We start from the raw sequence: 25,490 nt of genomic DNA, 5'->3' as shown, positions 1-25,490 counted from the left end.
CCAGTAATATTTCGCGGCGGTGCCAATGGACGTTTCTTATCTGCTCGACAGCCTCAATGACAAACAGCGCGACGCCGTAGCCGCTGAGCGTAGCAATATGCTGGTGCTGGCAGGGGCGGGAAGCGGTAAGACGCGCGTGCTGGTACACCGTATCGCCTGGCTGATGACCGTGGAAAATTGCTCGCCATACTCCATTATGGCGGTGACTTTTACCAACAAAGCGGCGGCGGAAATGCGTCACCGCATCGGCCAGTTGATGGGCACTTCGCAGGGCGGGATGTGGGTTGGCACCTTCCACGGCCTCGCGCACCGTTTGCTGCGCGCGCACCATATGGACGCCAACCTGCCGCAGGATTTCCAGATTCTCGACAGCGAAGATCAGCTGCGTTTACTCAAACGTTTGATCAAAGCGATGAACCTCGACGAGAAGCAGTGGCCACCGCGTCAGGCGATGTGGTACATCAACGGCCAGAAAGACGAAGGTATTCGTCCGCACCATATTCAAAGTTTCGGTAACCCGGTGGAACAAACCTGGCAGAAAGTTTACCAGGCCTATCAGGAAGCCTGCGATCGCGCCGGGCTGGTGGATTTCGCCGAACTGCTGCTGCGCGCCCATGAGTTGTGGCTCAATAAGCTGCATATTTTGCAGCACTACCGCGAACGCTTTACCAATATCCTGGTGGACGAATTCCAGGATACCAACAACATTCAATACGCGTGGATCCGCCTGCTTGCGGGCGATACCGGCAAAGTGATGATCGTCGGCGACGATGATCAGTCCATTTACGGCTGGCGCGGTGCGCAGGTGGAAAACATCCAGCGCTTCCTGAAAGACTTCCCTGGCGCGCAGACGATCCGCCTGGAGCAGAACTACCGTTCGACCAGCAATATTCTGAGCGCGGCGAACGCCCTGATTGAGAATAATAACGGGCGTTTGGGTAAAAAACTGTGGACCGATGGCGTCGACGGCGAGCTGATTTCACTCTACTGCGCCTTTAACGAGCTGGATGAAGCGCGTTATGTCGTGAATCGCATTAAAGCCTGGCAGGATAACGGCGGTCAGCTTTCGCAGTGCGCCATTCTCTATCGTAGCAACGCCCAGTCGCGCGTGCTGGAAGAGGCGCTGCTGCAAGCCAGTATGCCGTACCGGATTTATGGCGGTATGCGATTCTTCGAACGTCAGGAAATTAAAGATGCGCTCTCCTACCTGCGCCTGATCGCCAATCGCAATGATGACGCCGCCTTTGAGCGCGTGGTGAATACGCCAACGCGCGGCATCGGCGATCGCACGCTGGACGTGGTGCGCCAAACCTCGCGCGATCGCCAGTTGACGTTATGGCAGGCAACGCGTGAGTTGTTACAGGAGAAAGCGCTGGCGGGCCGTGCGGCGAGCGCGCTGCAACGTTTCCTTGAACTGATTGACGCGCTGGCACAGGAAACGGCGGATATGCCGCTGCATGTGCAAACCGACCGGGTGATCAGCGATTCCGGCCTGCGCATGATGTATGAGCAGGAAAAAGGCGAAAAGGGCCAGACGCGTATCGAGAACTTAGAGGAACTGGTTACCGCGACGCGCCAGTTCAGCTACAACGAAGAAGACGAAGATTTAATGCCGCTGCAGGCATTTCTCTCCCACGCCGCACTGGAAGCGGGCGAAGGGCAGGCGGATACCTGGCAGGATGCGGTGCAGTTGATGACGCTGCACTCGGCGAAAGGCCTGGAGTTCCCGCAGGTGTTTATTGTCGGCATGGAAGAGGGCATGTTCCCCAGCCAGATGTCGCTGGATGAAGGCGGGCGGCTGGAAGAGGAACGTCGCCTGGCGTATGTCGGTGTGACGCGCGCCATGCAAAAACTGACCTTAACCTATGCGGAAACGCGCCGCCTTTACGGCAAAGAGGTGTATCACCGCCCGTCGCGCTTTATTGGCGAGTTGCCGGAAGCGTGTGTGGAAGAGGTGCGTTTGCGCGCCAGCATCAGCCGCCCGGTTAGCCATCAGCGCATGGGTACGCCGGTTGCGCAAAGCGATACCGGCTATAAACTTGGCCAGCGCGTACGCCATGCCAAGTTTGGCGAAGGCACGGTGGTGAACATGGAAGGCAGCGGTGAGCACAGTCGTTTACAGGTGGCTTTCCAGGGGCAAGGTATCAAATGGCTGGTGGCGGCTTACGCTAAGCTCGAAACCGTGTAACTTTCAGAAAAATATCATTATTTTGTAATATTCTGCTAGCCTTATACGCTGAAGGGCAAATATTGCTCTTTAGCGTTTCGTTGCGTGTTGACGCCTTCTGAGTGCTGGCGTAACATGCGCGCACGATCACGCTAAGAGGACATTCGCCTTGGACACACCCAGTAGATACTGGCTCAATTTCCTGGTTTTCAGGAACAACTCCTAAGGCTATCTCCTCATGCTGATGGCCTTAGAGGTTGTCAGCGACCCGCTGTATTCCCGTCGCGCTGAGTCAGGCTGTTTAATGGTCTGAAACCCAATTTGTTTCTCTGTGTGCCCACCGAACTGTCCGATATTTTTTGCATTGGGAGTCCCGGCTATGCTGAGCGCATTTCAACTGGAAAACAATCGTTTAACCCGCCTTGAGGCTGACGAAATCAAGCACCTCGCCAGCTCTGTTTGGGTTGATTTGGTCGAGCCGGACGATGAAGAACGTACCCGCGTGCAAACGGAATTGGGCCAGAACCTGGCCACCCGACCTGAACTGGAAGACATCGAGGCGTCGGCGCGTTTTTTTGAAGACGAAGACGGCCTGCACATCCACTCCTTCTTCTTTTTTGAAGATGCTGAAGATCACGCAGGAAACTCAACCGTCGCATTTACCATCCGCGAAGGTCGCCTGTTCACTCTACGTGAGCGCGAGCTGCCCGCGTTTCGCCTGTATCGTATGCGCGCCCGCAGCCAGGAGATGGTCGACGGTAACGCTTATGAATTGCTGCTGGATCTGTTCGAAACCAAAATTGAGCAACTGGCGGATGAAATCGAAAACATTTACAGCGATCTGGAAAAGCTGAGCCGCGTCATTATGGAAGGCCAGCAGGGCGACGAGTATGACGACGCGCTCTCGACGCTGGCGGAACAGGAAGATATCGGTTGGAAAGTGCGCCTGTGTCTGATGGATACCCAGCGCGCGTTGAACTTCCTGGTGCGTAAGGCGCGTTTACCGGCAGGCCAGCTTGAGCAGGCGCGCGAGATCCTGCGCGATATCGAATCCCTGCTGCCGCACAACGAATCATTGTTCCAGAAAGTGAACTTCCTGATGCAGGCGGCGATGGGTTTTATCAATATCGAGCAGAACCGCATCATCAAGATCTTCTCGGTGGTATCGGTCGTGTTCCTGCCGCCGACGCTGGTGGCTTCCAGCTACGGCATGAACTTTGAATTTATGCCCGAACTGCACTGGAGCTTTGGTTACCCTGGCGCAATTATCTTTATGATCCTCGCGGGGCTCGCGCCTTATCTCTACTTCAAGCGCCGTAACTGGCTATAAAAACAAAAAGGTTCAGCATTACGCTGAACCTTTTTTATTACAGGCTCCAGTCCTGTTTGCCCTTCACTTTTAGATCGTAATACCAAATGTTGGCCCGACAGGCGATGATGGCGTTGACCATATAACCCAGGAAGCCAATGTTAAAAATAACCGCAACCACGATCACAACAACGTTGATAACTAAAACTAACAGGGCTTTCTTCCATAAACCAAGGATCAGCAAATAGATAATAGAAAAAAACCAGGCGAAGAAATTGAAAGAGACTTTTATCTTCTGCCCGAAGGTCATTTCTTTATAGGCGCTTTTCCATGCCGGGCTCATCCCCCAAAAAGAGGGGTAGCCATTCTTCTCATAGAATGCGAAACGATACTTCCATTTGTCGCTTAATGAATGGTCGCTTTTATAATCATAAGTGTTGATGTTACTCATTTTCCCCTCCTGAAATAGACACGTGGTCCGTCGAATTAATTTGTTGCTTTAACTGCGTCGGTGCGAGCATAAAGACGAAAAATACCAGCACGTCGTAACCGAAATAGATTCTGATACCTAAGCTCACGCACTCTACATCGCTGACAACACCGGTAGCGGCAACCGCCAGCGAGGCCAGGTAGACCAGCAATGAAAAAATGACCACATAGCGGCCTTTTGCACCGCTATCTCTGCAGCGTTGCGCATTAATATTTAGCTTTAAATAGGTGTAAAGCAGAAAGCACACCAGCGGCAGAACAGGCAGTTCGGCCACATTAAAGGCGACAACTAAAAAGAGAATATGCAGAAGTAAAAAAATAAGGATATACGGCCCACGCGCGAGGCACGTTTTGCCCGACGGCAAAAAAATCCTGCGGATCATCGCTGATTCATCCTGAATAACGTAATGACGAAGGGGCAAACATAGCATTCCATTGCGCATTACGCGATTGAGTAAATCCTTACCTCTAAATTTTTGTAGGTATTGGGCGGATATCCCGCCCATGTGTTTAATCAGGCTTTTTTGCGTAAACCGCGCTGCGTATAAACGGCGTCGAGGACAAAGATAGCCAGCGCAACCCAGATAAAACCGAAGGTCACCATTTTATCCGCGCCGGGATGTTCGCCGTAAAAAAGCACCGCCAGCACGAACATCAGCGTCGGGCCAATGTATTGGAAAAAACCGAGCGTCGACAGGCGCAGACGCGTTGCCGCACCGGTAAAACAGAGCAGCGGCACGGTGGTTACGACACCTGCGGCCATTAACAGCAGATTAAGCGACAGGCTGTTTTGCCCCATATTGCTGGTCGGGCTGTCGGTAATGCCGAACAACCAAATCGCCGCTACCGGCAGCAGCCACAACGTTTCTATCAACATGCCGGTTTGTGCTTCCACCGCAATCTTTTTGCGCAGCAGGCCGTAAAAAGCAAAGCTGAAGGCCAGACCAAGCGCGATGACCGGCAGCGAACCAAATGTCCACAGTTGTACCAGTACACCGATCGCCGCCAGCAGCACCGCCAGCCACTGCATGCGGCGAAAACGTTCGCCCAAAAACAGCATCCCCAGCAGAATATTCACCAGCGGGTTAATAAAGTAGCCCAGGCTCGCTTCCAGCATATGGTTATGGTTGACCGCCCAGATAAACAGCAACCAGTTTCCCCCGACCAGCACGGCAGAGAGCGCCAGCAGCAGGATCTTTTTTGGCGTTTGCAGTAGGGCTTTTACACTGCTCCACTGGCGGCTCACGCTAATCAACGCCAGCATAAAGAAGAAAGACCAGATCACGCGATGCGTAAGAATTTCGTCGGCCGGAACGAACCAGATTGTTTTGAAATACGCCGGGGCAATGCCCCAAATAAAATAAGCGGCCAGGGCGAGAAGCACGCCCAGCCGCGTCTGTTTTGCATCCATCGGGAAAGCTCTTAGCTGAAATGAATCCTCATGGTACCCGATTTTTCTGAGCGGCTCACCCCACCATATAGGTGGCGGTCGCGCTGGCGATATAGAGCTGTTCTTCGTTGTGCAACTCTACGCGCGCGACGGCAACTTTGTTACCCGCGCGCAGCAAGCTGCTGCTGGCGGTAAAACGCGTGCCGCGACCCGGTCGCAGGTAATCGACGCGTAAATCGATCGTGCCCATCCGTGCTAAACGCTGGCGCAGCTCCTCTTCACTAATGGTTTCATGGCGGGTTAACGTGCTGCCCACGCAAACCAGACCCGCGGCGACATCCAGCGCGGAAGCGATCACGCCGCCGTGTAAAATGCTTTGCGCCCAGTTGCCGACCATCATAGGTTGGTTATTGAAACTCAGCTGCGCGTACTCTTTTTCATAGCGCTCCAGCTCCAGCCCCAACGCACGATTAAATGGCATGTGGTAAACGAATATCTCGCCGACCGTTTTCAGGACTTCTTCCGCTGTGAGAACAACTGACATGGCTATCTGATCCGATGAGTTAATAAAATGTTGATTTTATGCTTATTGATTGTTGATTTCCACTTTCGGAACCGATACATGAGCAGTGACTCAATAAATATGTAGAATACTTGCGGGGAAATTCGTCAATTCAACAATATGATTTGGAGCAGCAAACCGATGCGGACCTCTCTGGGTTGGTTTTTCGCAGTGCTTGCACTGCCGTTTATGGCTTACGCACAAGAAGCGACGGTAAAAGAAGTTCATGATGCACCCGCCGTGCGCGGCAGCATCATCGCCAATTTATTGCAGGAGCACGACAATCCGTTCACGCTCTATCCTTATGAATCCAACTACGTTATCTACACCGATACCAGCGATCTGAATAAAGAAGCGATTCGCTCCTATAACTGGGCGGATAATGCGCGTAAAGACGAAGTGAAGTTCCAGCTCAGCCTGGCGTTTCCGTTCTGGCGCGGGATTTTGGGGCCAAACTCGGTGTTCGGTGGTTCCTACACGCAAAAATCCTGGTGGCAGCTGTCAAACAGCGGCGAGTCCTCGCCATTCCGTGAAACCAACTACGAACCACAACTGTTCCTCGGTTTTGCAACGGATTACGAGTTTGCCGGCTGGACGTTGCGCGACGTGGAGTTTGGCTTTAATCACGATTCGAACGGGCGTTCCGATCCAACTTCGCGCAGCTGGAACCGCGCGTATACGCGCTTAATGGCGCAAAGCGGTAACTGGCTGGTGGAGGTGAAACCGTGGTATGTGGTGGGATCGGTTGATGACAACCCGGATATCACCAAATATATGGGTTATTACCAGTTGAAAATCGGCTACCAGATTGGTGATGCGATCCTCAGCGCAAAAGGACAATATAACTGGAATACCGGCTACGGCGGCGCGGAACTCGGGCTAAGCTACCCAGTGACTAAACACGTACGTCTTTATACGCAGGTCTACAGCGGGTACGGCGAATCGTTGATTGACTACAATTTCAATCAGACACGTGTCGGCGTGGGCGTGATGCTTAACGATCTGTTTTAAGCATTGCAGTTTCTCTCTCAGGCGCTGAAAATAGCGCCTGTTTTTATTTCAGGCAAATGGGGTCAGAGTGGCACAGGCGGAAGTATTGAATCAGGAATCGCTGGCGAAACAGGTTTTGCAAGAGACCTTCGGCTACCAGCAATTCCGCCCGGGCCAGCAGGACATTATCGATACCGTGCTCAGTGGCCGCGACTGCCTGGTGGTGATGCCAACCGGCGGCGGGAAATCCCTGTGCTACCAAATTCCGGCGCTGGTGTTAGATGGCCTGACGGTGGTGGTTTCACCGCTCATTTCGCTGATGAAAGATCAGGTCGACCAACTGCTGGCAAACGGTGTCGCAGCGGCGTGCCTGAACTCTACCCAGAGCCGCGAACAGCAGTTTGAGGTGATCAACGGCTGTCGCAACGGCCAGATTCGGTTGCTCTATATCGCCCCCGAGCGTCTGATGCTCGACAACTTCCTCGATCAACTGCGCCAGTGGAGTCCGGTGTTATTGGCCGTGGACGAAGCGCACTGTATTTCCCAGTGGGGCCATGATTTCCGTCCGGAATACGCCGCGCTGGGCCAGTTGCGCCAGATGCTGCCTTCCGTGCCGTTTATGGCGCTGACCGCCACCGCTGATGACACTACCCGCCGCGACATCGAGCGTTTGCTGGGGCTTAACGATCCGCTGATTCAGGTCAGCAGCTTCGACCGCCCGAACATCCGTTACATGCTGATGGAAAAATTTAAGCCGCTCGATCAGCTCCTGCGTTATGTGCAGGAGCAGCGCGGTAAATCCGGCATCGTCTATTGCAATAGCCGTGCGAAAGTGGAAGACACCGCCGCCCGTTTACAAAGTCGCGGTTTTAGCGCGGCGGCTTACCATGCCGGGCTGGAAAATGAGGTGCGGGCGCGCGTGCAGGAGCAGTTCCAGCGCGACGATTTGCAGATTGTCGTGGCGACGGTGGCGTTTGGTATGGGCATCAATAAGCCCAACGTGCGCTTCGTGGTGCATTTCGACATTCCTCGCAATATCGAATCCTATTATCAGGAAACCGGTCGTGCCGGGCGTGACGGCCTGCCTGCGGAAGCGATGCTGTTCTACGATCCGGCGGATATGGCGTGGCTGCGCCGCTGCCTGGAAGAAAAACCCGCCGGGCCGTTGCAGGATATCGAGCGACACAAGCTCAATGCGATGGGCGCGTTTGCTGAAGCGCAAACCTGCCGCCGTCTGGTGCTGCTTAATTACTTTGGCGAAGGTCGCCAGGAGCCCTGCGGTAACTGCGATATTTGCCTCGATCCGCCGCGCCAGTACGACGGTTTACAGGACGCGCAAAAAGCGCTGTCGGCTATCTACCGCGTGAATCAGCGTTTCGGCATGGGCTATGTGGTGGAAGTGCTGCGCGGGGCGAATAATCAGCGCATCCGCGAGTTTGGTCACGACAAATTACCGGTGTATGGCATTGGTCGCGAGCAGAGCCACGAACATTGGGTGAGCGTGATCCGTCAGTTGATTCACTTAGGTTTCGCCACGCAAAACATTGCTCAGCACTCGGCGTTGCAGCTCACCGAAGCGGCGCGTCCACTGCTGCGCGGTGAAGTCCCGCTGATGCTGGCGGTGCCGCGTATGGTGGCGCTGAAACCAAAAGTGATGCAGAAAGCGGCGGTCGGCAACTATGACCGCAAGCTGTTCGCCAAGCTGCGCAAGTTGCGTAAAGCGATCGCCGATGAAGAGAACATTCCGCCTTACGTGGTGTTTAACGACGCGACGCTGATTGAAATGGCCGAGCAGATGCCGCTCTCTCCCGGTGAAATGCTCAGCGTCAACGGTGTGGGAACGCGCAAACTTGAGCGCTTCGGCCAGGAGTTTATGGCGCTGATCCGCGCCCATGTCGACGGCGAAGAAGAGTAGTCAGCCTGCGAAAAAAATGGGAGGATGGTTTCCCCCTGAACTATTTTCCCGCGAGTTATCTATGTTGATGTTATTTCTCACCGTGGCGCTGGTGCATATCGTCGCACTGATGAGCCCCGGCCCCGATTTCTTCTTCGTTTCACAAACCGCTGTCAGCCGCTCGCGCAAAGAAGCGATGATGGGCGTGCTCGGTATCACCACAGGCGTCATGATTTGGGCCGGCGTGGCGCTGCTCGGCCTGAACCTGATCCTCGCAAAAATGGCGTGGCTGCATAACATCATTATGGTCGGCGGCGGCCTGTATCTATGCTGGATGGGTTACCAAATGCTGCGCGGTGCGCTGAAAAAAGATCAGCAAAGCAGCGACGTGCCGCAGGTTGAGCTGGCTGCCAGCGGACGCAGCTTTATCAAAGGGTTGCTGACCAATCTCGCCAATCCGAAAGCGATCATTTACTTTGGCTCAGTGTTTTCACTGTTTGTTGGCGATAGCGTGGGCGCTGGCGCGCGCTGGGGTATTTTTATGCTGATTGCGGTGGAAACGTTCGCCTGGTTTACCGTGGTCGCGAGCCTGTTTGCCTTACCGCAAATCCGCCGGGGTTATCAGCGTCTGGCGAAGTGGATTGATGGTTTTGCTGGCGCACTGTTCGCCGGTTTTGGTATTCACCTGATTATTTCCCGCTAAGCGATAAAAGCCGGATAGCAGTTATCCGGCTCTCTTCTCAGGCGTGTCTTGCCGATGCCAGCAGCGCGCCAACCAGCATAAACAACGAACCAAATACTTTGTTCAACGCTTTCATCTGATGCGGGCCTTTAATCCATGCCGCAATACGCTGCGCCAGCGTCGCGTAGCCAATCATCACAACGATATCCACCACAATGGTGGTCACGCCGAGTACCACGTATTGCATCACTTGCGGTTGATGCGGAACGATAAACTGCGGGAACAGCGCGGCGAGAAAAACAATGCTCTTCGGATTGGTCAGGTTGACGAATACGGCGCGCTTAAACAAACGACCGCGCGATTGGGTTTTCGCCAGCGTATTGAGATCAATAGCGCCAGCGGCGCGCCACTGCTGGACGCCAAGCCAAATCAGGTAAGCCGCGCCCGCCCATTTCAGCACTTCAAAGGCCAGTATTGAGCGCGAAAATAACGTGCCCAAACCGACCCCAACCAGCACGATGTGAATGCCTAAGCCGGTTTGTAGCCCGGCAATGGACGCCGCCGCGCCGCGATAACCGTGGCTGATGGACGTAGACATGGTGTTAATCGCGCCGGAGCCGGGGGAAAGGCTCAGAATTAAGGATGTCAGCAGGTAAGCGAACCACCATTCGAAGGTCATGAGAATCTCCCTGGATGTCTGTTTTTATGCCACAATACGCTATTGTCAGCGGAATTTGCTATTGGTCACAAAAAAACGATTTTACATGGTTAAAAGGGGCGAAATCCCAATGTTTCGGCAAAAAACGGCATGGGAAACCAGAGAAAAAGCGTTCGCGGCTTTTACCATGGGACCACTGATGGATTTCTGGCGTTCGCGGGAAGAAGCGGTCTTTACCGGCGTGGACAATGTGCCGGTCAGTTTTGTCCGTTTTCGCGCGCAAAGTAACGATCGCGTGATTGTGATTTGTCCCGGCCGCATCGAAAGCTACGTAAAATACGCAGAGCTGGCGTATGACCTGTTCCACCTCGGTTATGACGTGTTGATTATCGATCATCGCGGCCAGGGACGTTCCGGGCGGATGTTGCCGGACACGCATCGTGGCCATGTGGTGAAATTCAGCGATTATGTCGACGATCTGGCAGCGTTCTGGGATCAGGAAGTGGCCAGCGGGCCGTGGCGCAAACGCTATATTCTTGCTCATTCAATGGGTGGCGCGATTTCCACTCTGTTCTTGCAGCGCTATCCGCAAGCCTGCGACGCGATTGCCCTGTGCGCGCCCATGTTCGGCATTATCATTCGTCTGCCGGAATGGATGGTTCGCCCGTTGCTGGACTGGGCCGAAAGCTACCCGAGTCTTCGTGAGGGTTACGCCATTGGCACCGGGAGCTGGCGCCCGTTGCCGTTCGCGATAAACGTATTAACCCACAGCCGCGAGCGCTATCGCCGTAATTTGCGTTTTTACGCCGATGAACCGCAGCTTCGCGTTGGCGGGCCCACCTGGCACTGGGTACGCGAAGGGATCTTAGCCGGTGAACACGCGCTGGCGGGGGCGGAAAAAGACGCCACGCCGACATTGATTATTCAGGCAGAAGAGGAGCACGTGGTCGATAACCGCATGCATCAACGCTTCTGTGAACGACGCGCCGCAGCGGGCCACCCTTGTGAAGGGGGGAAACCGCTGGTCATACAAGGCGCGTACCATGAGATCCTTTTTGAAAAGGACGCCATGCGCTCGGTCGCGCTCAACGCCATCGTCGAATTCTTCGACCGGCATAACTGATGAATTATTGAGGTTAAATTTTCTTATGTACCAGGTTGTTGCATCTGATTTAGATGGCACATTGCTCTCCCCCGACCACACACTGTCGCCCTTTGCCAAAGAAACGTTAAAACTGCTTACCGCGCGCGGCGTCAACTTCGTCTTCGCCACCGGCCGCCACCATGTGGATGTCGGGCAAATCCGCGACAATCTGGGCATTAAAGCCTACATGATCACCTCCAACGGTGCGCGGGTACACGACACCGATGGTAATTTGGTGTTCACCCATAACCTGGATCGCGATATCGCCACCGATCTTTTCGGCGTGGTGCATAACGAGCCGGATATCATTACTAACGTCTACCGCAACGATGAGTGGTTCATGAACCGTCACCGTCCGGATGAAATGCGTTTCTTTAAAGAAGCGGTGTTCCAGTATTCGCTGTATGAGCCGGGTTTGCTTGAGCCGGAAGGGATCAGTAAAGTTTTCTTCAGCTGCGAAAGCCATGAAAAACTGCTGCCGCTGGAGCAAGCCATCAATGCCCGTTGGGGCGATCGCGTGAACGTTAGTTTCTCTACCTTAACCTGCCTGGAAGTGATGGCGGGTGGCGTGTCGAAAGGGCATGCGCTGGAAGCGGTCGCGGACGCGCTGGGTTATAGCCTGAAAGAGTGCATCGCCTTTGGTGACGGCATGAACGACGCGGAAATGCTGTCGATGGCGGGCAAAGGCTGCATTATGGGTAACGCCCACCAGCGCCTGAAAGAGCTGCACCCGGAGCTGGAAGTGATTGGCACCAACGCCGATAACGCGGTACCGCATTACCTGCGTAAGCTATTTCTCGAATAAGATTGACGAGTGGTTTTAAATTAATCACTCGTCAACTAAATACTCAAACTTTGCGCAACTGAGTTCGCTACAATGCCTGTCCACTCATCGGAGAGACATTCATTGTGGCGTTACTCATCATCACCACTATTTTGTGGGCTTTCTCTTTTAGCCTGATTGGCGAATACCTTGCGGGCCATGTCGACAGCTACTTCTCCGTGCTGATGCGCGTGGGGCTGGCGGCGCTGGTCTTTTTACCTTTTCTGCGCACGCGTGGGCATAACCTCAAGACCATTGGCCTGTATATGCTGGTGGGCGCGCTGCAACTGGGCATTATGTACCTGTTCAGCTTCCAGGCGTATCTCTACCTGACGGTCTCTGAATTCCTGTTGTTTACCGTTTTCACGCCGCTGTATATCACCCTGATTTACGATCTGCTCAGCAAGCGCGGGCTGCGCTGGAGCTACGCACTGAGCGCCGGGCTGGCGGTGATTGGCGCGGCGATTATTCGCTACGACAAAGTGAGCGATCACTTCTGGATAGGCCTGATTCTGGTGCAGCTGGCGAATATCAGCTTTGCTATCGGCATGGTCGGCTATAAACGCCTGATGGAGACGCGCCCGATGCCGCAGCACAATGCGTTCGCCTGGTTTTATCTTGGCGCATTCGTGGTCGCCGTTGTGGCGTGGTTTGTGATGGGTAACCCGCAGAAGCTGCCGACCACGACGCTGCAGTGGAGCGTGCTGGTGTGGCTGGGTGTGGTGGCTTCCGGGCTGGGTTATTTTATGTGGAACTACGGCGCCACACAGGTGGACGCCGGGACGCTCGGCATCATGAACAATGTGCATGTTCCCGCCGGGTTACTGGTTAATCTCGCTATCTGGCAGGAACAGCCGCACTGGCCGAGCTTTATTATTGGTGGTGCGGTGATAATGGCCTCGCTGTGGGTGCATCGCCGTTGGGTCGCTCCGCGCTCCGCACAAACGGCAGATGGTCGCAAGCGTGATTCCGCGCTGAGCGAATAAACGCTTCCGTTACTGGCTGACGCTGCTCGCCGTCGCGCACGGCGGCATACAGCCGGCTCCACAATCCTTCGCCCAGGGTTTTGGTCACCACCAGACCCTGGCGCTCAAAACTCTCCACTACCCAGTGCGGCAGCGCCGCAATGCCCATCCGTGCGGCAACCATCTGAATCAGCAGCAGCGTGTTATCCACACTTTTCAGCGACGGACTCACGCCCGCCGGTTGCAGGAAGTGACGCCAGATATCCAGGCGACTGCGCTGCACCGGGTAGATCAGCAGCGTTTCGCTGGCGATATCGTCCGGCGTGATCCGTGCTTTCGCCGCCAGTGGATGATCCGGCGCCAGCACCAGCCGCACCTCAAAATCAAACATCGGTGAATAGTGCAGGCCGCTGCGCGGCAGAATGTCGGAGGTCATGACCAGATCCAGCTCGCCCTGTTGCAGCGCGGGTTGCGGATCAAACGTGACGCCGGATTTGAAATCCATCTCCACTTGCGGCCAGTTCTGGCGGAAGTTCTCAAGCGCAGGCGTCAGCCACTGAATACAGCTATGACACTCAATAGCGATGCGCAGCGTGGCTTGCTGCGGCTCATTGCAGGCCTGCAGCGCGCGGCTAATCTGCGGCAGCACCTGATTCGCCAGTTGCAGCAGAATTTCACCCTGCGGCGTAAAGCGCAGCGGCTGGCTTTTACGCACAAACAGACGGAAGCCAAGGCGCTGTTCCAGATCGCTGAACTGGTGGGAAAGCGCGGACTGCGTTTGATGCAGCGTTGCCGCCGCCGCCGCCAGCGACCCGCTGTTTCGTAACGCCTGTAGCGTTTTCAGGTGTTTAATTTCGATCATGAAAGTCCTTCACTCCGGCATGAACATTTTGCGCTTGAGGAATATACAGTACCTACACAATATGGATGTGTAAACATCTGGACGTCTAAAACTCGTCATATTTCGACTTGCAGGTGCGTTAGCTGCCTCGCTTACCCCAGTCACTTACTGGAGTAAGCTCCTGGGATTCGCTGCGTTGCCGCCTTCCTGCAAGCCGAACTATTTAGAGTTTGACCTTCAGAATCTAAAAAATACAAAGAGGAAGAAGACATGACTGTACTGAATCACACCCTCGGTTTCCCTCGCGTTGGCCTGCGCCGCGAGTTGAAAAAAGCGCAAGAGAGCTACTGGGCGGGTAACGCCACCCGTGAAGCGCTGCTGGCGGTAGGGCGCGAGCTGCGCGCCCGTCACTGGGAGCAGCAAAAAGAGGCCGGTATCGATCTGCTGCCGGTGGGCGATTTCGCCTGGTACGACCATGTTCTGACCACCAGCCTGCTGCTGGGCAATGTGCCGGCTCGTCATCAGAACAACGACGGCTCCGTGGATATCGACACCCTGTTCCGCATTGGCCGTGGTCGTGCGCCCACTGGCGAACCGGCGGCAGCAGCGGAAATGACCAAATGGTTCAACACCAACTACCACTACATGGTGCCGGAGTTCAGCAAAGGCCAGCAGTTCAAACTGACCTGGACGCAACTGCTGGACGAAGTAGACGAAGCGCTGGCGCTCGGCCACAAGGTGAAACCTGTGCTGCTTGGTCCGGTCACTTACCTGTGGTTGGGTAAAGTGAAAGGCGAACAGTTTGACCGCTTAAGCCTGCTGAGCGACATCCTGCCGGTCTACAAACAGGTGCTTGGCGAGCTGGCAAAACGCGGTATCGAGTGGGTACAAATCGACGAACCAGCGCTGGTGCTGGAGCTGCCGCAAGCCTGGCTGAATGCGTTTAAACCGGCTTACGACACGCTTTCCGGCCAGTTGAAGCTGCTGCTGACCACCTATTTTGAAGGCGTGACGCCGAACCTTGATGTGATTACCGCACTGCCGGTTCAGGGGCTGCATGTTGATTTGGTACACGGCAAGGACAACGTGGCCGAGCTGCACTCGCGTCTGCCTGCCGACTGGTTGCTCTCTGCCGGTCTGGTGAATGGCCGTAACGTTTGGCGTGCCGATCTCAGCGAAAAATATGCGCAAATCAACGAAGTGGTCGGTAAACGTCCGCTGTGGGTTGCCTCTTCGTGTTCTTTGCTGCACAGCCCGATCGATCTGAGTGTTGAAACGCGTCTGGATGCGGAAGTGAAAAGCTGGTTCGCCTTTGCACTGCAAAAATGCCATGAACTGGCGCTGCTGCGCGATGCGCTAAACAGTGGTAATACGGAAAAACTGGTGGAATGGAGCGCGCCGATTCAGGCACGTCGCCACTCTACGCGCGTTCACAACACGGCAGTGGCACAGCGTCTGGCGGCGATCACCGCGCAGGATAGCCAGCGTAACAGCCCATACGCCGAGCGCGCGAAAGCCCAGCGCGAGCGCTTTAAGCTGCCCGCCTGGCCGACCACCACCATCGGTTCCTTCCCACAGACCACGGAAATTCGCGGCCTGCGGCTGGATTTCAAAAAAGGCCATCTCGATGCGGGCAACTACCGCACGGGTATCGCCGAACATATCAAACAGGCGATTGCCGAGCAGGAACGTCTGGGTTTAGACGTGCTGGTGCATGGTGAAGCCGAGCGTAATGACATGGTGGAATACTTCGGTGAAAACCTCGATGGTTTCGTCTTTACACAAAACGGCTGGGTGCAGAGCTATGGCTCCCGCTGCGTGAAACCGCCAGTGGTTATCGGCGACGTCAGCCGCCCGGAAGCCATTACCGTGGAGTGGGCGAAGTACGCGCAGTCGCTGACCGATAAACCGGTGAAAGGGATGCTGACCGGCCCGGTGACCATTCTTTGCTGGTCGTTCCCGCGCGAAGATGTGAGCCGCGAAACCATCGCCAAACAAATCGCGCTGGCATTGCGTGATGAAGTGGCGGATCTGGAAGCGGCGGGGATTGGCATTATCCAGATTGATGAACCGGCACTGCGTGAAGGCTTGCCGCTGCGTCGCAGCGACTGGGATGCCTATCTGGCGTGGGGTGTGGAAGCCTTCCGCATTAACGCGGCGGTGGCGAAAGATGACACGCAGATCCATACCCATATGTGTTATTGCGAGTTCAACGACATCATGGATTCCATCGCCGCGCTGGATGCCGATGTGATCACCATTGAAACCTCGCGCTCGGATATGGAACTGCTGGAGTCATTCGAAGAGTTTGAGTACCCGAACGAAATCGGCCCAGGTGTGTACGACATTCACTCGCCGAACGTACCGAGCGTTGAGTGGATTGAAGCGCTGTTGCAGAAAGCGGCACAGCGCATCCCCGCACAACGCTTGTGGGTGAACCCGGACTGCGGCCTAAAAACCCGCGGCTGGCCGGAAACCCGTAGCGCGCTGGCAAACATGGTGAAAGCCGCGCAGAACCTGCGCCAACAGTAAGCTTTACCGCGCCGTCCGGTATGAAACCGGCGGCGCAAAAAAACTTACTTTTTACTGTACTGCGCAAACCATGCCAGCATCCGCTGCCAGCCATCGGCGGCGGATTCCGCGTGATAGCTTGGGCGATAGTCCGCATTAAACGCGTGGCCCGCTTCAGGATAGACGATGATTTCCGCTTTGGCGTTCGCGGCTCTGAGCGCCTGGCGCATGGTTTCCACGCTCTCCAGCGGAATGCCGGTATCCTGTGCGCCATATAAACCGAGCACTGGCGCGGTAAGTTCAGTGGCGATATCCACCGGGTGACGCGGAGAATTGAGCGATTTATCCCCCACCAGCTTGCCATACCAGGCGACGGCGGCTTTCAACTGCGGATTGTGCGCGGCATACAGCCAGGCGATGCGTCCGCCCCAGCAAAAACCGGTCACTAAAAGTTGGTGAGCGTTCCCGCCGTTACGCGCCGCCCAACTGGCGACGTGATCCAAATCAGCAAGCACTTGCGCGTCCGGTACTTTGCTTACCAGGCCGCTCAGCAGGGTTTGAATATCGGCAAAATCATTCGGATCGCCCTGGCGGAAATAGAGCTCCGGCGCGATGGCGAGGTAGCCTTCCAGCGCCAGACGGCGGCACAGATCGCGAATATGCTCATGCACGCCGAAAATTTCCTGTACCACAATGACAATCGGCAAGGGGCCTTCGGCATTTTTCGGTCGGGCGTGAAAAGCGGGCATGTTCTCGCCCTGTGTCGGAATCGATGTTTCGCCCGCGATTAAGGCGTCTTCCGGCGTGTGAACAACGGTTGAAGCAAGGGGTGAAGCCGCAGGTGCAAAGCCTGGTGTGTTGTTGGTTGTCATGGCATTCTCCATACCTTTTTTAGCGCTTCAATAACTATAGACGGGAAGGCCTGCCGCGCGCGCAAATCACCGTGCCGTAGACTATCTTTGCTGCTGAGTTGTGGGATATGACATGTTAATGTGATGTAAGTCACTAATTTATGGAAATGAAATGCAATCAGTTTCATTCATGGTGATATCAGTCACGAAATTATGTCCGTGCCTTCTGTAAAGTATCTTTTTGCCTCTACTGATAAAACCGACCACAGAGGAGTCTGTTATGTCCAAGTCTGATGTTTTTCATCTCGGCCTCACCAAAAACGATTTACAAGGGGCTACGCTGGCCATCGTCCCTGGCGATCCGGAGCGTGTGGAAAAGATCGCCGCGCTGATGGATAAGCCGGTCAAACTGGCCTCCCACCGCGAATTCACCAGCTGGCGTGCAGAGCTGGATGGCAAACCGGTTATCGTGTGTTCCACCGGCATCGGCGGCCCGTCAACCTCTATCGCCGTCGAAGAGCTGGCGCAGCTTGGCATCCGCACTTTCCTGCGCGTGGGCACCACCGGTGCGATTCAGCCGCACATTAATGTTGGCGACGTGCTGATCACCACCGCGTCCGTGCGCCTTGACGGCGCGAGCCTGCACTTTGCGCCGATGGAATACCCGGCAGTGGCGGATTTTGAGTGCACTACTGCGCTGGTTGCGGCAGCGGATGCGATTGGCGCGACGAAACATATCGGCGTTACCGCTTCTTCTGACACCTTCTACCCAGGCCAGGAGCGTTACGACACTTACTCTGGCCGCGTGGTGAGCCGCTTTAAAGGTTCCATGGAAGAGTGGCAGTCGATGGGCGTGATGAACTATGAAATGGAATCCGCCACGCTGCTGACCATGTGCGCAAGCCAGGGGCTGCGTGCAGGCATGGTTGCCGGTGTGATTGTGAACCGCACCCAGCAAGAGATCCCGAATGCGGAAACCATGAAGCAGACCGAAAGCCACGCGGTGAAAATCGTGGTGGAAGCGGCGCGTCGTCTTCTGTAATTCACCTTCCCATTTGCTAAGGCCGACGCGTTCGGCCTTTTCTTTTTGCGAACGGCTTCGCAGGAAAACCCCTTCCAAACTGGACGTTTATACAGCACAATCCTCCGCTATATGCGTTATCACTAAGGGGACGTGGTGGACACTTCAATCATCGTCATGGCAGCCGTTGCGCTGGCGGGTTTACTGGTCGGCTGGCTGGCAGCAAGCTGGCGCGGGGCGCAGCAGCAGGCGGATCTGCTCGCGGAGCAGCGTGATGTCTTTAGCGAACTGAGCGCCGCCCGGCAGCAGATAACCCAAAACGAACACTGGCGCGAAGAGTGCGAGTTGCTCAATAACGAACTGCGTAGCCTGCAACATATCAATAGCTCGCTGGAAGCTGATTTGCGCGAAGTGACGACCCGGCTTGAATCTACGCAATTACATGCCGAAGAGAAACTGCGCCAGATGCACAGCAGCGAGCAGCGCTTGAGCGAGCAGTTCGAAAATCTCGCTAACCGCATCTTTGAGCAGAGCAATCGCCGCGTCGATGAGCAAAACCGGCAAAGTCTGAACGGGCTGTTAACGCCGCTGCGCGAACAGCTTGATGGTTTTCGCCGCCAGGTGCAGGATAGCTTTGGTCAGGAAGCGCGTGAACGGCATACGCTGGCGCATGAAATTCGCAACCTGCAACAGCTCAATGCCCAGATGGCGCAGGAAGCGATAAACCTGACGCGTGCGCTGAAAGGCGATAACAAAACCCAGGGTAATTGGGGCGAAGTGGTGCTGACCCGCGTACTGGAAGCCTCTGGTCTGCGTGAAGGCTATGAATACGAAACCCAGGTCAGTATTGAAAATGACCATCGCGCGCGGATGCAGCCGGATGTGATCGTGCGTCTGCCGCAGGGCAAAGATGTGGTGATCGACGCCAAAATGACGCTGGTCGCCTACGAACGTTACTTCAATGCCGACGACGACTTTACGCGCGAAGGCGCGTTACAAGAACATATCGCCTCGGTACGAAACCATATTCGCCTGCTTGGTCGTAAGGATTATCAGCAACTGCCGGGGCTGCGCAGCCTGGATTATGTCTTGATGTTTATTCCGGTGGAGCCGGCCTTTTTGATTGCGCTGGACAGGCAGCCTGAACTGATCACCGAAGCGCTGAAAAATAACATTATGCTGGTCAGCCCTACCACGCTGCTGGTGGCGCTACGCACCATTGCCAACCTGTGGCGTTATGAACATCAAAGCCGCAATGCGCAGCAGATCGCGGAGCGGGCGAGCCGCCTGTATGACAAAATGCGCCTGTTCGTTGACGACATGTCATCCATTGGTCAGAGCCTGGATAAAGCGCAGGACAATTACCGTCAGGCGATGAAAAAACTGAGTTCCGGGCGCGGCAATTTGCTGGCCCAGACAGAGGCATTTCGCGGGCTCGGTGTTGAAATCAAACGCGAGATTAATCCGGAATTAGCGGCGCAAGCGCAGGATCAGGACGAAGAGTTCCGTTTGCGTTCCGGGCAAAACGATTCCCTCGATTGCTTTGAAGACAATGCATTAGATAGCATGGCCGCGGGCGATGAGCCTGACTCGAAGGCTTCTTCGGGTGGTTGAATCGTAGGGCAATCGCCTCCAATCTGATACACTTCACAAACAATTTCTTGAATAGCAGGCACTAAGATGGCGGAAGATTCAAAAGAGACAACACACTTTGGTTTTCAGACCGTCGCCAAAGAAAACAAAGCCGACATGGTGGCGCACGTCTTCCATTCGGTCGCGTCAAAATATGACGTGATGAACGATCTGATGTCGATGGGCATTCACCGTTTATGGAAGCGCTTTACCATTGATTGCAGCGGCGTGCGTCGTGGGCAGAAAGTTCTCGATCTGGCCGGTGGTACGGGCGATCTGACGGCGAAATTCTCCCGCCTGGTGGGCGAAACCGGCCAGGTTGTACTGGCAGATATTAACGATTCGATGCTGAAAATGGGGCGCGAAAAACTGCGCAACCTCGGCGTGATCGGTAACGTAGAATATGTGCAGGCAAATGCTGAAGCCTTGCCGTTCCCGGACAATACTTTCGACTGCATCACTATCTCGTTTGGTCTGCGTAACGTGACGGAAAAAGAGAAAGCGCTGCGATCCATGTTCCGCGTTTTGAAACCGGGCGGCCGCCTGCTGGTGCTCGAATTTTCCAAGCCAATTATTGAACCGCTGAGCAAAGCTTATGACGCTTACTCTTTCCACGTCCTGCCGCGTATTGGTCAACTGGTAGCAAACGATGCGGAAAGCTATCGCTATCTTGCTGAATCTATCCGTATGCATCCCGATCAGGAGACCCTGAAAGCGATGATGCAGGACGCCGGTTTCGAAAACGTCGATTACTACAACATGACGGCCGGTATCGTTGCTCTGCACCGTGGCTACAAATTCTGACAGGAGTGCGTATGCCTTTTAAGCCGATGGTTGCCGCCGGAATTGAACGTGTATTGAATACGTTTTTATACCGTGAAGGCGCGCTGAAACCCGCGCGCCAGCGTTTGCATGGCAAGGTGTTGCGCGTAGTGCTGCAAGAGTTCTCTTCTCCCTTTGTGCTGGTGTTCAGTGAGCGCCAGATTGATGTGTTAGGCGAGTGGGAAGGGGAGGCCGACTGTTCCGTGATTACGCAACTGCGGGTACTGCCGAAGCTGCGCGACCGCCAGCAGCTGACCGCGCTTATTCGCAGCGGCGAGCTGGAAGTGCAGGGCGATATCCAGGTAGTGCAAAACCTGGTTTCGCTGATGGATTTGGCGGAATTCGATCCTGCCGAGATCCTCGCGCCATGGACAGGCGATATCGCTGCTGAGGGGATCAGTAAATTCCTGCGCGGTGGGGCACGCTTTCTGCAACACGGTTTTCAACGCCAGCAACGCTATGTCGCTGAAGTGATAACGGAAGAGTGGCGCCTTGCGCCGGGCGGACTGGAAGTTGCCTGGTTTGCTGAAGAAACGGCTGCTGTCGAAAGGGCTGCGGATGCCTTAGCCAAACGCCTGGATAAACTGGAGGGCAAATGACGCCTGGAGAATTACGGCGCCTCTATTTCATCATCCAAACCTTTTTAAGTTACGGGCTTGATGAGCTCATTCCCAAAATGCGTATCACCCTGCCGCTGCGGATTTGGCGTCGCTTGTTGTTCTGGATGCCGAACCGGCATAAAGATAAACCGCTTGGGGAACGCCTGCGTCTTGCCTTGCAGGAGCTGGGGCCGGTATGGATTAAATTCGGGCAAATGTTGTCTACCCGCCGTGATTTATTCCCGCCGCTGATTGCCGATCAACTGGCGATGTTGCAGGATCGCGTTGCCCCCTTCGATGGTCATCTTGCTAAAAAGCAAATTGAAAAAGCGATGGGTGATCTTCCGGTTGAAACCTGGTTTGATGACTTCGCCATTGAACCGCTAGCCTCTGCGTCCATTGCGCAGGTGCATACAGCGCGGTTGAAAGAGAGTGGCAAAGAGGTGGTGATTAAGGTCATTCGCCCGGACATTCTGCCAGTTATCAAAGCGGATCTGAAACTGATCTACCGTCTGGCGGGCTGGGTTCCACGCCTGTTACCGGATGGTCGCCGCCTGCGCCCGCGTGAAGTGGTGCGCGAGTATGAGAAGACGCTGATTGATGAGCTGGATCTGCTGCGTGAAGCCGCTAACGCGATCCAGTTGCGCCGCAACTTTGAAAACAGCCCAATGCTGTACGTACCGGAAATCTACTCGGATTATTGCAGCCAAAACATGCTGGTGATGGAGCGTATTTATGGCATTCCGGTTTCCGATGTTGCTGCGCTGGAGAAAAACGGCACCAATTTAAAATTGCTGGCCGAACGTGGTGTGCAGGTCTTTTTCACCCAGGTATTCCGCGACAGCTTTTTCCATGCCGACATGCATCCGGGTAATATTTTTGTTAGCTACGACCATCCGGAAGATCCGCAATATATCGGTATTGACTGCGGTATTGTCGGTTCGCTGAACAAAGAAGATAAACGCTATCTGGCGGAAAACTTTATCGCCTTCTTTAACCGCGACTATCGCAAAGTGGCGGAGCTGCATGTGGATTCAGGCTGGGTTCCGCCAGATACCAATGTAGAAGAGTTCGAGTTTGCCATTCGCACCGTTTGTGAGCCGATCTTTGAAAAGCCGCTGGCGGAAATCTCCTTTGGTCATGTGCTGCTCAACCTCTTCAACACGGCACGTCGCTTTAATATGGAAGTGCAACCGCAGCTGGTGTTGTTGCAGAAAACCTTGCTCTATATCGAAGGTGTCGGCCGTCAGCTCTATCCGCAACTGGATTTATGGAAAACCGCGAAACCTTTCCTTGAAACGTGGATCAAAGATCAGGTGGGTATTCCAGCGCTGGTCAGAGCGCTGAAAGAGAAAGGCCCATTCTGGATCGAGAAAATGCCGGAAATTCCTGAACTGATCTACAACGGGTTGCAGCAAGGCAAGCATTTGCAGCAAAGCGTGGATAAGATTGCCAATGAATTACAGGTAAACCATGTTCGGCAGGGGCAATCTCGTTATCTGTTCGGCATTGGCGCGACCTTATTATTGAGCGGCACATTGTTACTGATTAATCGACCAGAATGGGGTTTAACGCCTGCATGGCTAATGGTAGGTGGCGTTCTGGCCTGGTGTGTGGGTTGGTATAAAACACGATAAGCGAAACGCCGCCCGGGTGGGCCTGGTGCACAGAAGCTGTCAACAAAGAGGCAGCTTAATGGATAAAGTGTATACTGGGGCCTCTTTTTAACATCATCTGTTACAGAGGACTATGTATGGGTGGTATCAGCATTTGGCAGTTGTTGATTATTGCGGTCATCGTTGTGCTGCTGTTTGGCACCAAAAAGCTCGGTTCTATTGGTTCCGACTTGGGCGCATCCATTAAAGGCTTCAAAAAGGCCATGGGTGACGAAGATAAAGAGGAAAAGCAGGATAAATCGGCACAAGATGCGGATTTTACGGCAAAGTCTCTTTCCGACAGCGAGACATCCGACGACGCTAAAAAAGACGAAAAACGTCACGACAAAGAGCAGGTGTAATTCGTGTTCGATATAGGTTTTGGCGAACTGTTACTCGTTTTCATCATTGGCCTCGTGGTATTAGGGCCGCAACGGCTACCCGTGGCTGTGCGCACTGTGGCGGGCTGGGTTCGCGCGCTGCGCTCGCTGGCCACGACAGTGCAGAATGAACTGACGCAGGAACTGAAGCTGCAGGAGTTTCAGGACAGCCTGAAAAAGGTGGAAAAAGCGAGCCTGGAAAACCTGACGCCAGAGTTAAAGCAGTCGATGGATGAGCTGCGCCAGGCGGCGGAATCAATGAAGCGCTCCTATAGTGCTAACGATGCCGAAAAAGCCAGCGATGAAGCACATACCATCCATAACCCGGTGGTAAAAGATAACGAAGCGCAGCATGAAGGCGTTACGCCTGCCGCTGCTGAAAACCAGGCCAGTTCGCCGCAGCAAGTCCCTGACGCTGCAGAAACGAAAAAAGCGCCGCAGGTGACGTCTACGGTGCAAGCGGCCTCGCCGGTTTCCGACTCCACACCTTCTTCAAGTGATAAATCCTGAACATGGCTGTAGACGATACCCAACCGCTGATCGCACACCTTATTGAGCTGCGTAAGCGTCTGCTGAACTGCATCATCGCCGTTATCGTGATTTTCCTCGCGCTGGTTTACTTCGCGAATGATATCTACCAACTGGTTTCCGCACCGCTCATCAAGCAGATGCCATTGGGCGCGACGATGATTGCCACCGACGTGGCCTCACCGTTTTTTACGCCGATCAAGCTGACTTTTATGGTGTCGCTGATCCTTTCCGCGCCGGTCATTTTGTATCAGGTCTGGGCGTTTGTCGCTCCGGCGCTATACAAGCATGAACGTCGTCTGGTAGTGCCGCTGCTGGTTTCCAGTTCGCTGTTGTTTTACATCGGCATGGCGTTTGCCTATTTCGTGGTGTTCCCGCTGGCCTTCGGTTTCCTGACACACACCGCGCCGGAAGGTGTGCAGGTTTCCACCGATATCGCCAGTTACCTCAGCTTCGTGATGGCGCTGTTTATGGCCTTTGGTGTTTCGTTTGAAGTGCCGGTTGCCATTGTGCTGCTGTGCTGGATGGGCGTGACCACACCTGCCGATCTGCGGCAAAAACGTCCGTACGTTTTGGTTGGCGCATTCGTTGTCGGCATGTTGCTAACACCACCGGATGTCTTCTCGCAGACCTTACTGGCAATCCCGATGTATTGCCTGTTCGAAGTCGGCGTCTTTTTTGCTCGCTTCTACGTCGGTAAGCGTCGCATTCCGGACGAAGAGAACGAAACAGAAACCAGCGAAGAGTAACTACCAGCCGCCCGTCAGGGCGGTTGTTGTATGGGAAAAAGCATGTTTGATATCGGTGTGAATTTAACCAGCAGTCAGTTTGCAAAAGACCAGGATGACACTGTGGCGCGGGCGCAAGCGGCGGGTGTGACGGGTATGCTCATTACCGGAACCAACCTGCATGAAAGCCAGCAGGCACAGCAACTCGCTCAACGCTATCGTTATTGCTGGTCCACCGCTGGCGTACATCCGCACGATAGCAGTAGCTGGACGGATGAAACCGCAGAGGCGATCCGCACGCTGGCGGCTACAGCGGAAGTTGTTGCCGTGGGTGAATGTGGGCTGGATTTCAACCGTAATTTTTCGACGCCGCAGGAGCAGGAGTACGCTTTCGGCGCGCAGCTGTCGCTGGCCGCCGAGCTAAACATGCCGGTGTTTCTGCACTGCCGCGATGCGCACGACCGCTTTCTGACGCTGCTGGATCCGTGGCTGGATAAGTTGCCCGGCGCGGTGCTGCACTGTTTCACAGGTTCAGCGCAGGAAGCGCGAGATTGTCTCGATCGCGGTATCTACTTAGGCATTACTGGCTGGGTATGCGATGAACGTCGCGGGCTGGAGTTACGTGAGGTGGTTCCACTGATCCCCGCCGAGCGGCTATTGATTGAAACCGATGCGCCGTACTTACTGCCGCGCGATCTCAAACCAAAGCCTGCGTCGCGGCGTAATGAACCGGCCCTGTTAGGGCATATTCTTGCCGCCGTGGCTGAGCTTCGTGGTGAAGATGCCCAGTGGCTGGGTTCGGTAACGGATCAGAACGTGCGGCGGTTATTCGGCGTGGATTTTTAACGC

The 25,490-nt window shown here is 54.7% G+C and carries 26 protein-coding genes; 19 read left to right on the top strand and 7 right to left on the bottom strand.

Features of this window, described 5'->3' with window-relative positions:
* Positions 1-25 precede the first annotated feature (25 nt).
* From uvrD to corA, 3 genes are all read left to right on the top strand, one after another.
* Positions 26-2,188 carry a DNA helicase II gene (gene uvrD / locus C813_RS45105; RefSeq protein ID WP_025263771.1) on the top strand — a complete coding sequence of 721 codons (2,163 nt, stop codon included), beginning with the start codon at positions 26-28 and terminating at the stop codon, positions 2,186-2,188.
* Between the two features lie 148 nt (positions 2,189-2,336).
* Positions 2,337-2,393 (top strand): YsgD/CorL family protein, encoded by a 57-nt coding sequence (ysgD, locus tag C813_RS47720; protein WP_353609977.1) that lies wholly within the window; start codon positions 2,337-2,339, stop codon positions 2,391-2,393.
* A 153-nt stretch (positions 2,394-2,546) separates the two neighbouring features.
* The gene (corA, locus tag C813_RS45100) at positions 2,547-3,497 is read left to right on the top strand and encodes a magnesium/cobalt transporter CorA (RefSeq protein WP_017459737.1); all 951 of its coding nucleotides are present in this window, start codon (positions 2,547-2,549) and stop codon (positions 3,495-3,497) included.
* Positions 3,498-3,534: 37 nt separating this feature from the next.
* Here corA and C813_RS45095 read toward each other — a convergent pair whose 3' ends face one another.
* From C813_RS45095 to yigI, 4 genes are read right to left on the bottom strand one after another with little or no spacing between them, the layout of a single operon-like run.
* The gene (locus C813_RS45095) at positions 3,535-3,927 is read right to left on the bottom strand and encodes a DUF2628 domain-containing protein (RefSeq protein ID WP_017459738.1); all 393 of its coding nucleotides are present in this window, start codon (positions 3,925-3,927) and stop codon (positions 3,535-3,537) included.
* Positions 3,920-4,471 carry a hypothetical protein gene (locus C813_RS45090; RefSeq protein WP_231942984.1) on the bottom strand — a complete coding sequence of 184 codons (552 nt, stop codon included), beginning with the start codon at positions 4,469-4,471 and terminating at the stop codon, positions 3,920-3,922. The genes C813_RS45095 and C813_RS45090 overlap by 8 nt, the downstream gene beginning before the upstream one ends.
* 8 nt (positions 4,472-4,479) lie before the next feature.
* Entirely contained in the window at positions 4,480-5,376 is an 897-nt protein-coding gene (gene rarD / locus C813_RS45085) for an EamA family transporter RarD (protein WP_017459740.1), read from the bottom strand.
* A gap of 55 nt (positions 5,377-5,431) precedes the next feature.
* Positions 5,432-5,899 carry an acyl-CoA thioesterase YigI gene (yigI, locus tag C813_RS45080; RefSeq protein WP_017459741.1) on the bottom strand — a complete coding sequence of 156 codons (468 nt, stop codon included), beginning with the start codon at positions 5,897-5,899 and terminating at the stop codon, positions 5,432-5,434.
* 159 nt (positions 5,900-6,058) lie between these two features.
* On the opposite strand from yigI, the gene pldA reads away from it, so the two are divergent.
* The 3 genes from pldA to rhtC all read left to right on the top strand — a co-directional run bounded on the left by pldA (position 6,059) and on the right by rhtC (position 9,504).
* Entirely contained in the window at positions 6,059-6,928 is an 870-nt protein-coding gene (gene pldA, locus C813_RS45075) for a phospholipase A (protein WP_025263770.1), read from the top strand.
* A gap of 67 nt (positions 6,929-6,995) precedes the next feature.
* On the top strand, positions 6,996-8,822 hold the full coding sequence (gene recQ, locus C813_RS45070; protein WP_017459743.1) for an ATP-dependent DNA helicase RecQ: 1,827 nt from the start codon (positions 6,996-6,998) through the stop codon (positions 8,820-8,822).
* A 61-nt stretch (positions 8,823-8,883) separates the two neighbouring features.
* A complete protein-coding gene (gene rhtC / locus C813_RS45065) occupies positions 8,884-9,504 on the top strand; it encodes a threonine export protein RhtC (protein WP_017459744.1) in 621 nt (206 codons plus the stop codon).
* Positions 9,505-9,541: 37 nt separating this feature from the next.
* On the opposite strand, the gene rhtB is transcribed toward rhtC, so the two are convergent.
* A complete protein-coding gene (gene rhtB, locus C813_RS45060; RefSeq protein ID WP_017459745.1) occupies positions 9,542-10,162 on the bottom strand; it encodes a homoserine/homoserine lactone efflux protein in 621 nt (206 codons plus the stop codon).
* A gap of 109 nt (positions 10,163-10,271) precedes the next feature.
* On the opposite strand from rhtB, the gene pldB reads away from it, so the two are divergent.
* From pldB to C813_RS45045, 3 genes are all read left to right on the top strand, one after another.
* Entirely contained in the window at positions 10,272-11,264 is a 993-nt protein-coding gene (gene pldB / locus C813_RS45055; RefSeq protein WP_017459746.1) for a lysophospholipase L2, read from the top strand.
* A 25-nt stretch (positions 11,265-11,289) separates the two neighbouring features.
* Positions 11,290-12,090 (top strand): sugar/pyridoxal phosphate phosphatase YigL, encoded by an 801-nt coding sequence (gene yigL / locus C813_RS45050; protein ID WP_017459747.1) that lies wholly within the window; start codon positions 11,290-11,292, stop codon positions 12,088-12,090.
* Between the two features lie 104 nt (positions 12,091-12,194).
* Entirely contained in the window at positions 12,195-13,094 is a 900-nt protein-coding gene (locus C813_RS45045) for a carboxylate/amino acid/amine transporter (RefSeq protein ID WP_017459748.1), read from the top strand.
* On the opposite strand, the gene metR is transcribed toward C813_RS45045, so the two are convergent.
* Positions 12,982-13,935, bottom strand: a complete 954-nt coding sequence (gene metR / locus C813_RS46685; protein WP_017459749.1) for an HTH-type transcriptional regulator MetR — start codon at positions 13,933-13,935, stop codon at positions 12,982-12,984. The genes C813_RS45045 and metR overlap by 113 nt on opposite strands.
* 249 nt (positions 13,936-14,184) lie before the next feature.
* Between metR and metE the strand changes: the two genes are divergently transcribed.
* Positions 14,185-16,446, top strand: coding sequence for a 5-methyltetrahydropteroyltriglutamate--homocysteine S-methyltransferase (gene metE, locus C813_RS45030; protein WP_017459750.1), 2,262 nt, complete (start codon positions 14,185-14,187; stop codon positions 16,444-16,446).
* A gap of 44 nt (positions 16,447-16,490) precedes the next feature.
* On the opposite strand, the gene C813_RS45025 is transcribed toward metE, so the two are convergent.
* On the bottom strand, positions 16,491-17,297 hold the full coding sequence (locus tag C813_RS45025) for a dienelactone hydrolase family protein (RefSeq protein WP_017459751.1): 807 nt from the start codon (positions 17,295-17,297) through the stop codon (positions 16,491-16,493).
* 259 nt (positions 17,298-17,556) lie between these two features.
* Between C813_RS45025 and udp the strand changes: the two genes are divergently transcribed.
* The 9 genes from udp to tatD all read left to right on the top strand — a co-directional run bounded on the left by udp (position 17,557) and on the right by tatD (position 25,487).
* Positions 17,557-18,318 carry a uridine phosphorylase gene (gene udp, locus C813_RS45020; RefSeq protein WP_017459752.1) on the top strand — a complete coding sequence of 254 codons (762 nt, stop codon included), beginning with the start codon at positions 17,557-17,559 and terminating at the stop codon, positions 18,316-18,318.
* A gap of 135 nt (positions 18,319-18,453) precedes the next feature.
* On the top strand, positions 18,454-19,911 hold the full coding sequence (gene rmuC, locus C813_RS45015) for a DNA recombination protein RmuC (protein WP_017459753.1): 1,458 nt from the start codon (positions 18,454-18,456) through the stop codon (positions 19,909-19,911).
* Between the two features lie 66 nt (positions 19,912-19,977).
* Entirely contained in the window at positions 19,978-20,733 is a 756-nt protein-coding gene (gene ubiE, locus C813_RS45010) for a bifunctional demethylmenaquinone methyltransferase/2-methoxy-6-polyprenyl-1,4-benzoquinol methylase UbiE (protein ID WP_017459754.1), read from the top strand.
* Between the two features lie 11 nt (positions 20,734-20,744).
* On the top strand, positions 20,745-21,350 hold the full coding sequence (ubiJ, locus tag C813_RS45005; protein ID WP_017459755.1) for a ubiquinone biosynthesis protein UbiJ: 606 nt from the start codon (positions 20,745-20,747) through the stop codon (positions 21,348-21,350).
* Positions 21,347-22,987 (top strand): ubiquinone biosynthesis regulatory protein kinase UbiB, encoded by a 1,641-nt coding sequence (ubiB, locus tag C813_RS45000; RefSeq protein WP_017459756.1) that lies wholly within the window; start codon positions 21,347-21,349, stop codon positions 22,985-22,987. Before ubiJ ends, ubiB begins: the two co-directional genes overlap by 4 nt.
* Positions 22,988-23,103: 116 nt before the next feature.
* Positions 23,104-23,367, top strand: coding sequence for a Sec-independent protein translocase subunit TatA (tatA, locus tag C813_RS44995; protein WP_017459757.1), 264 nt, complete (start codon positions 23,104-23,106; stop codon positions 23,365-23,367).
* A gap of 3 nt (positions 23,368-23,370) precedes the next feature.
* Positions 23,371-23,895 carry a Sec-independent protein translocase protein TatB gene (tatB, locus tag C813_RS44990; RefSeq protein WP_017459758.1) on the top strand — a complete coding sequence of 175 codons (525 nt, stop codon included), beginning with the start codon at positions 23,371-23,373 and terminating at the stop codon, positions 23,893-23,895.
* Positions 23,896-23,897: 2 nt separating this feature from the next.
* Positions 23,898-24,662, top strand: a complete 765-nt coding sequence (tatC, locus tag C813_RS44985; RefSeq protein WP_017459759.1) for a Sec-independent protein translocase subunit TatC — start codon at positions 23,898-23,900, stop codon at positions 24,660-24,662.
* Positions 24,663-24,704: 42 nt separating this feature from the next.
* On the top strand, positions 24,705-25,487 hold the full coding sequence (tatD, locus tag C813_RS44980; RefSeq protein WP_025263768.1) for a 3'-5' ssDNA/RNA exonuclease TatD: 783 nt from the start codon (positions 24,705-24,707) through the stop codon (positions 25,485-25,487).
* Positions 25,488-25,490 lie beyond the last annotated feature (3 nt).

Origin of the sequence: Kosakonia sacchari SP1 (assembly GCF_000300455.3) — a bacterium.
In the GTDB taxonomy this organism is placed as follows: Bacteria; Pseudomonadota; Gammaproteobacteria; order Enterobacterales; family Enterobacteriaceae; genus Kosakonia; species Kosakonia sacchari.
The sequence above is the reverse complement of the archived record's forward strand: the minus strand, read 5'-3'. Positions and strand labels throughout refer to the sequence as shown.

Coding starts and splice junctions, on each gene's coding strand:
- uvrD (WP_025263771.1), top strand. CDS start 26: ATGGACGTTTCTTATCTGCTCGACAGCCTCAATGACAAACAGCGCGAC.
- corA (WP_017459737.1), top strand. CDS start 2,547: ATGCTGAGCGCATTTCAACTGGAAAACAATCGTTTAACCCGCCTTGAG.
- C813_RS45095 (WP_017459738.1), bottom strand. CDS start 3,927: ATGAGTAACATCAACACTTATGATTATAAAAGCGACCATTCATTAAGC.
- C813_RS45090 (WP_231942984.1), bottom strand. CDS start 4,471: ATGGGCGGGATATCCGCCCAATACCTACAAAAATTTAGAGGTAAGGAT.
- rarD (WP_017459740.1), bottom strand. CDS start 5,376: ATGGATGCAAAACAGACGCGGCTGGGCGTGCTTCTCGCCCTGGCCGCT.
- yigI (WP_017459741.1), bottom strand. CDS start 5,899: ATGTCAGTTGTTCTCACAGCGGAAGAAGTCCTGAAAACGGTCGGCGAG.
- pldA (WP_025263770.1), top strand. CDS start 6,059: ATGCGGACCTCTCTGGGTTGGTTTTTCGCAGTGCTTGCACTGCCGTTT.
- rhtC (WP_017459744.1), top strand. CDS start 8,884: ATGTTGATGTTATTTCTCACCGTGGCGCTGGTGCATATCGTCGCACTG.
- rhtB (WP_017459745.1), bottom strand. CDS start 10,162: ATGACCTTCGAATGGTGGTTCGCTTACCTGCTGACATCCTTAATTCTG.
- pldB (WP_017459746.1), top strand. CDS start 10,272: ATGTTTCGGCAAAAAACGGCATGGGAAACCAGAGAAAAAGCGTTCGCG.
- yigL (WP_017459747.1), top strand. CDS start 11,290: ATGTACCAGGTTGTTGCATCTGATTTAGATGGCACATTGCTCTCCCCC.
- metR (WP_017459749.1), bottom strand. CDS start 13,935: ATGATCGAAATTAAACACCTGAAAACGCTACAGGCGTTACGAAACAGC.
- metE (WP_017459750.1), top strand. CDS start 14,185: ATGACTGTACTGAATCACACCCTCGGTTTCCCTCGCGTTGGCCTGCGC.
- C813_RS45025 (WP_017459751.1), bottom strand. CDS start 17,297: ATGACAACCAACAACACACCAGGCTTTGCACCTGCGGCTTCACCCCTT.
- udp (WP_017459752.1), top strand. CDS start 17,557: ATGTCCAAGTCTGATGTTTTTCATCTCGGCCTCACCAAAAACGATTTA.
- ubiE (WP_017459754.1), top strand. CDS start 19,978: ATGGCGGAAGATTCAAAAGAGACAACACACTTTGGTTTTCAGACCGTC.
- ubiJ (WP_017459755.1), top strand. CDS start 20,745: ATGCCTTTTAAGCCGATGGTTGCCGCCGGAATTGAACGTGTATTGAAT.
- ubiB (WP_017459756.1), top strand. CDS start 21,347: ATGACGCCTGGAGAATTACGGCGCCTCTATTTCATCATCCAAACCTTT.
- tatA (WP_017459757.1), top strand. CDS start 23,104: ATGGGTGGTATCAGCATTTGGCAGTTGTTGATTATTGCGGTCATCGTT.
- tatC (WP_017459759.1), top strand. CDS start 23,898: ATGGCTGTAGACGATACCCAACCGCTGATCGCACACCTTATTGAGCTG.
- tatD (WP_025263768.1), top strand. CDS start 24,705: ATGTTTGATATCGGTGTGAATTTAACCAGCAGTCAGTTTGCAAAAGAC.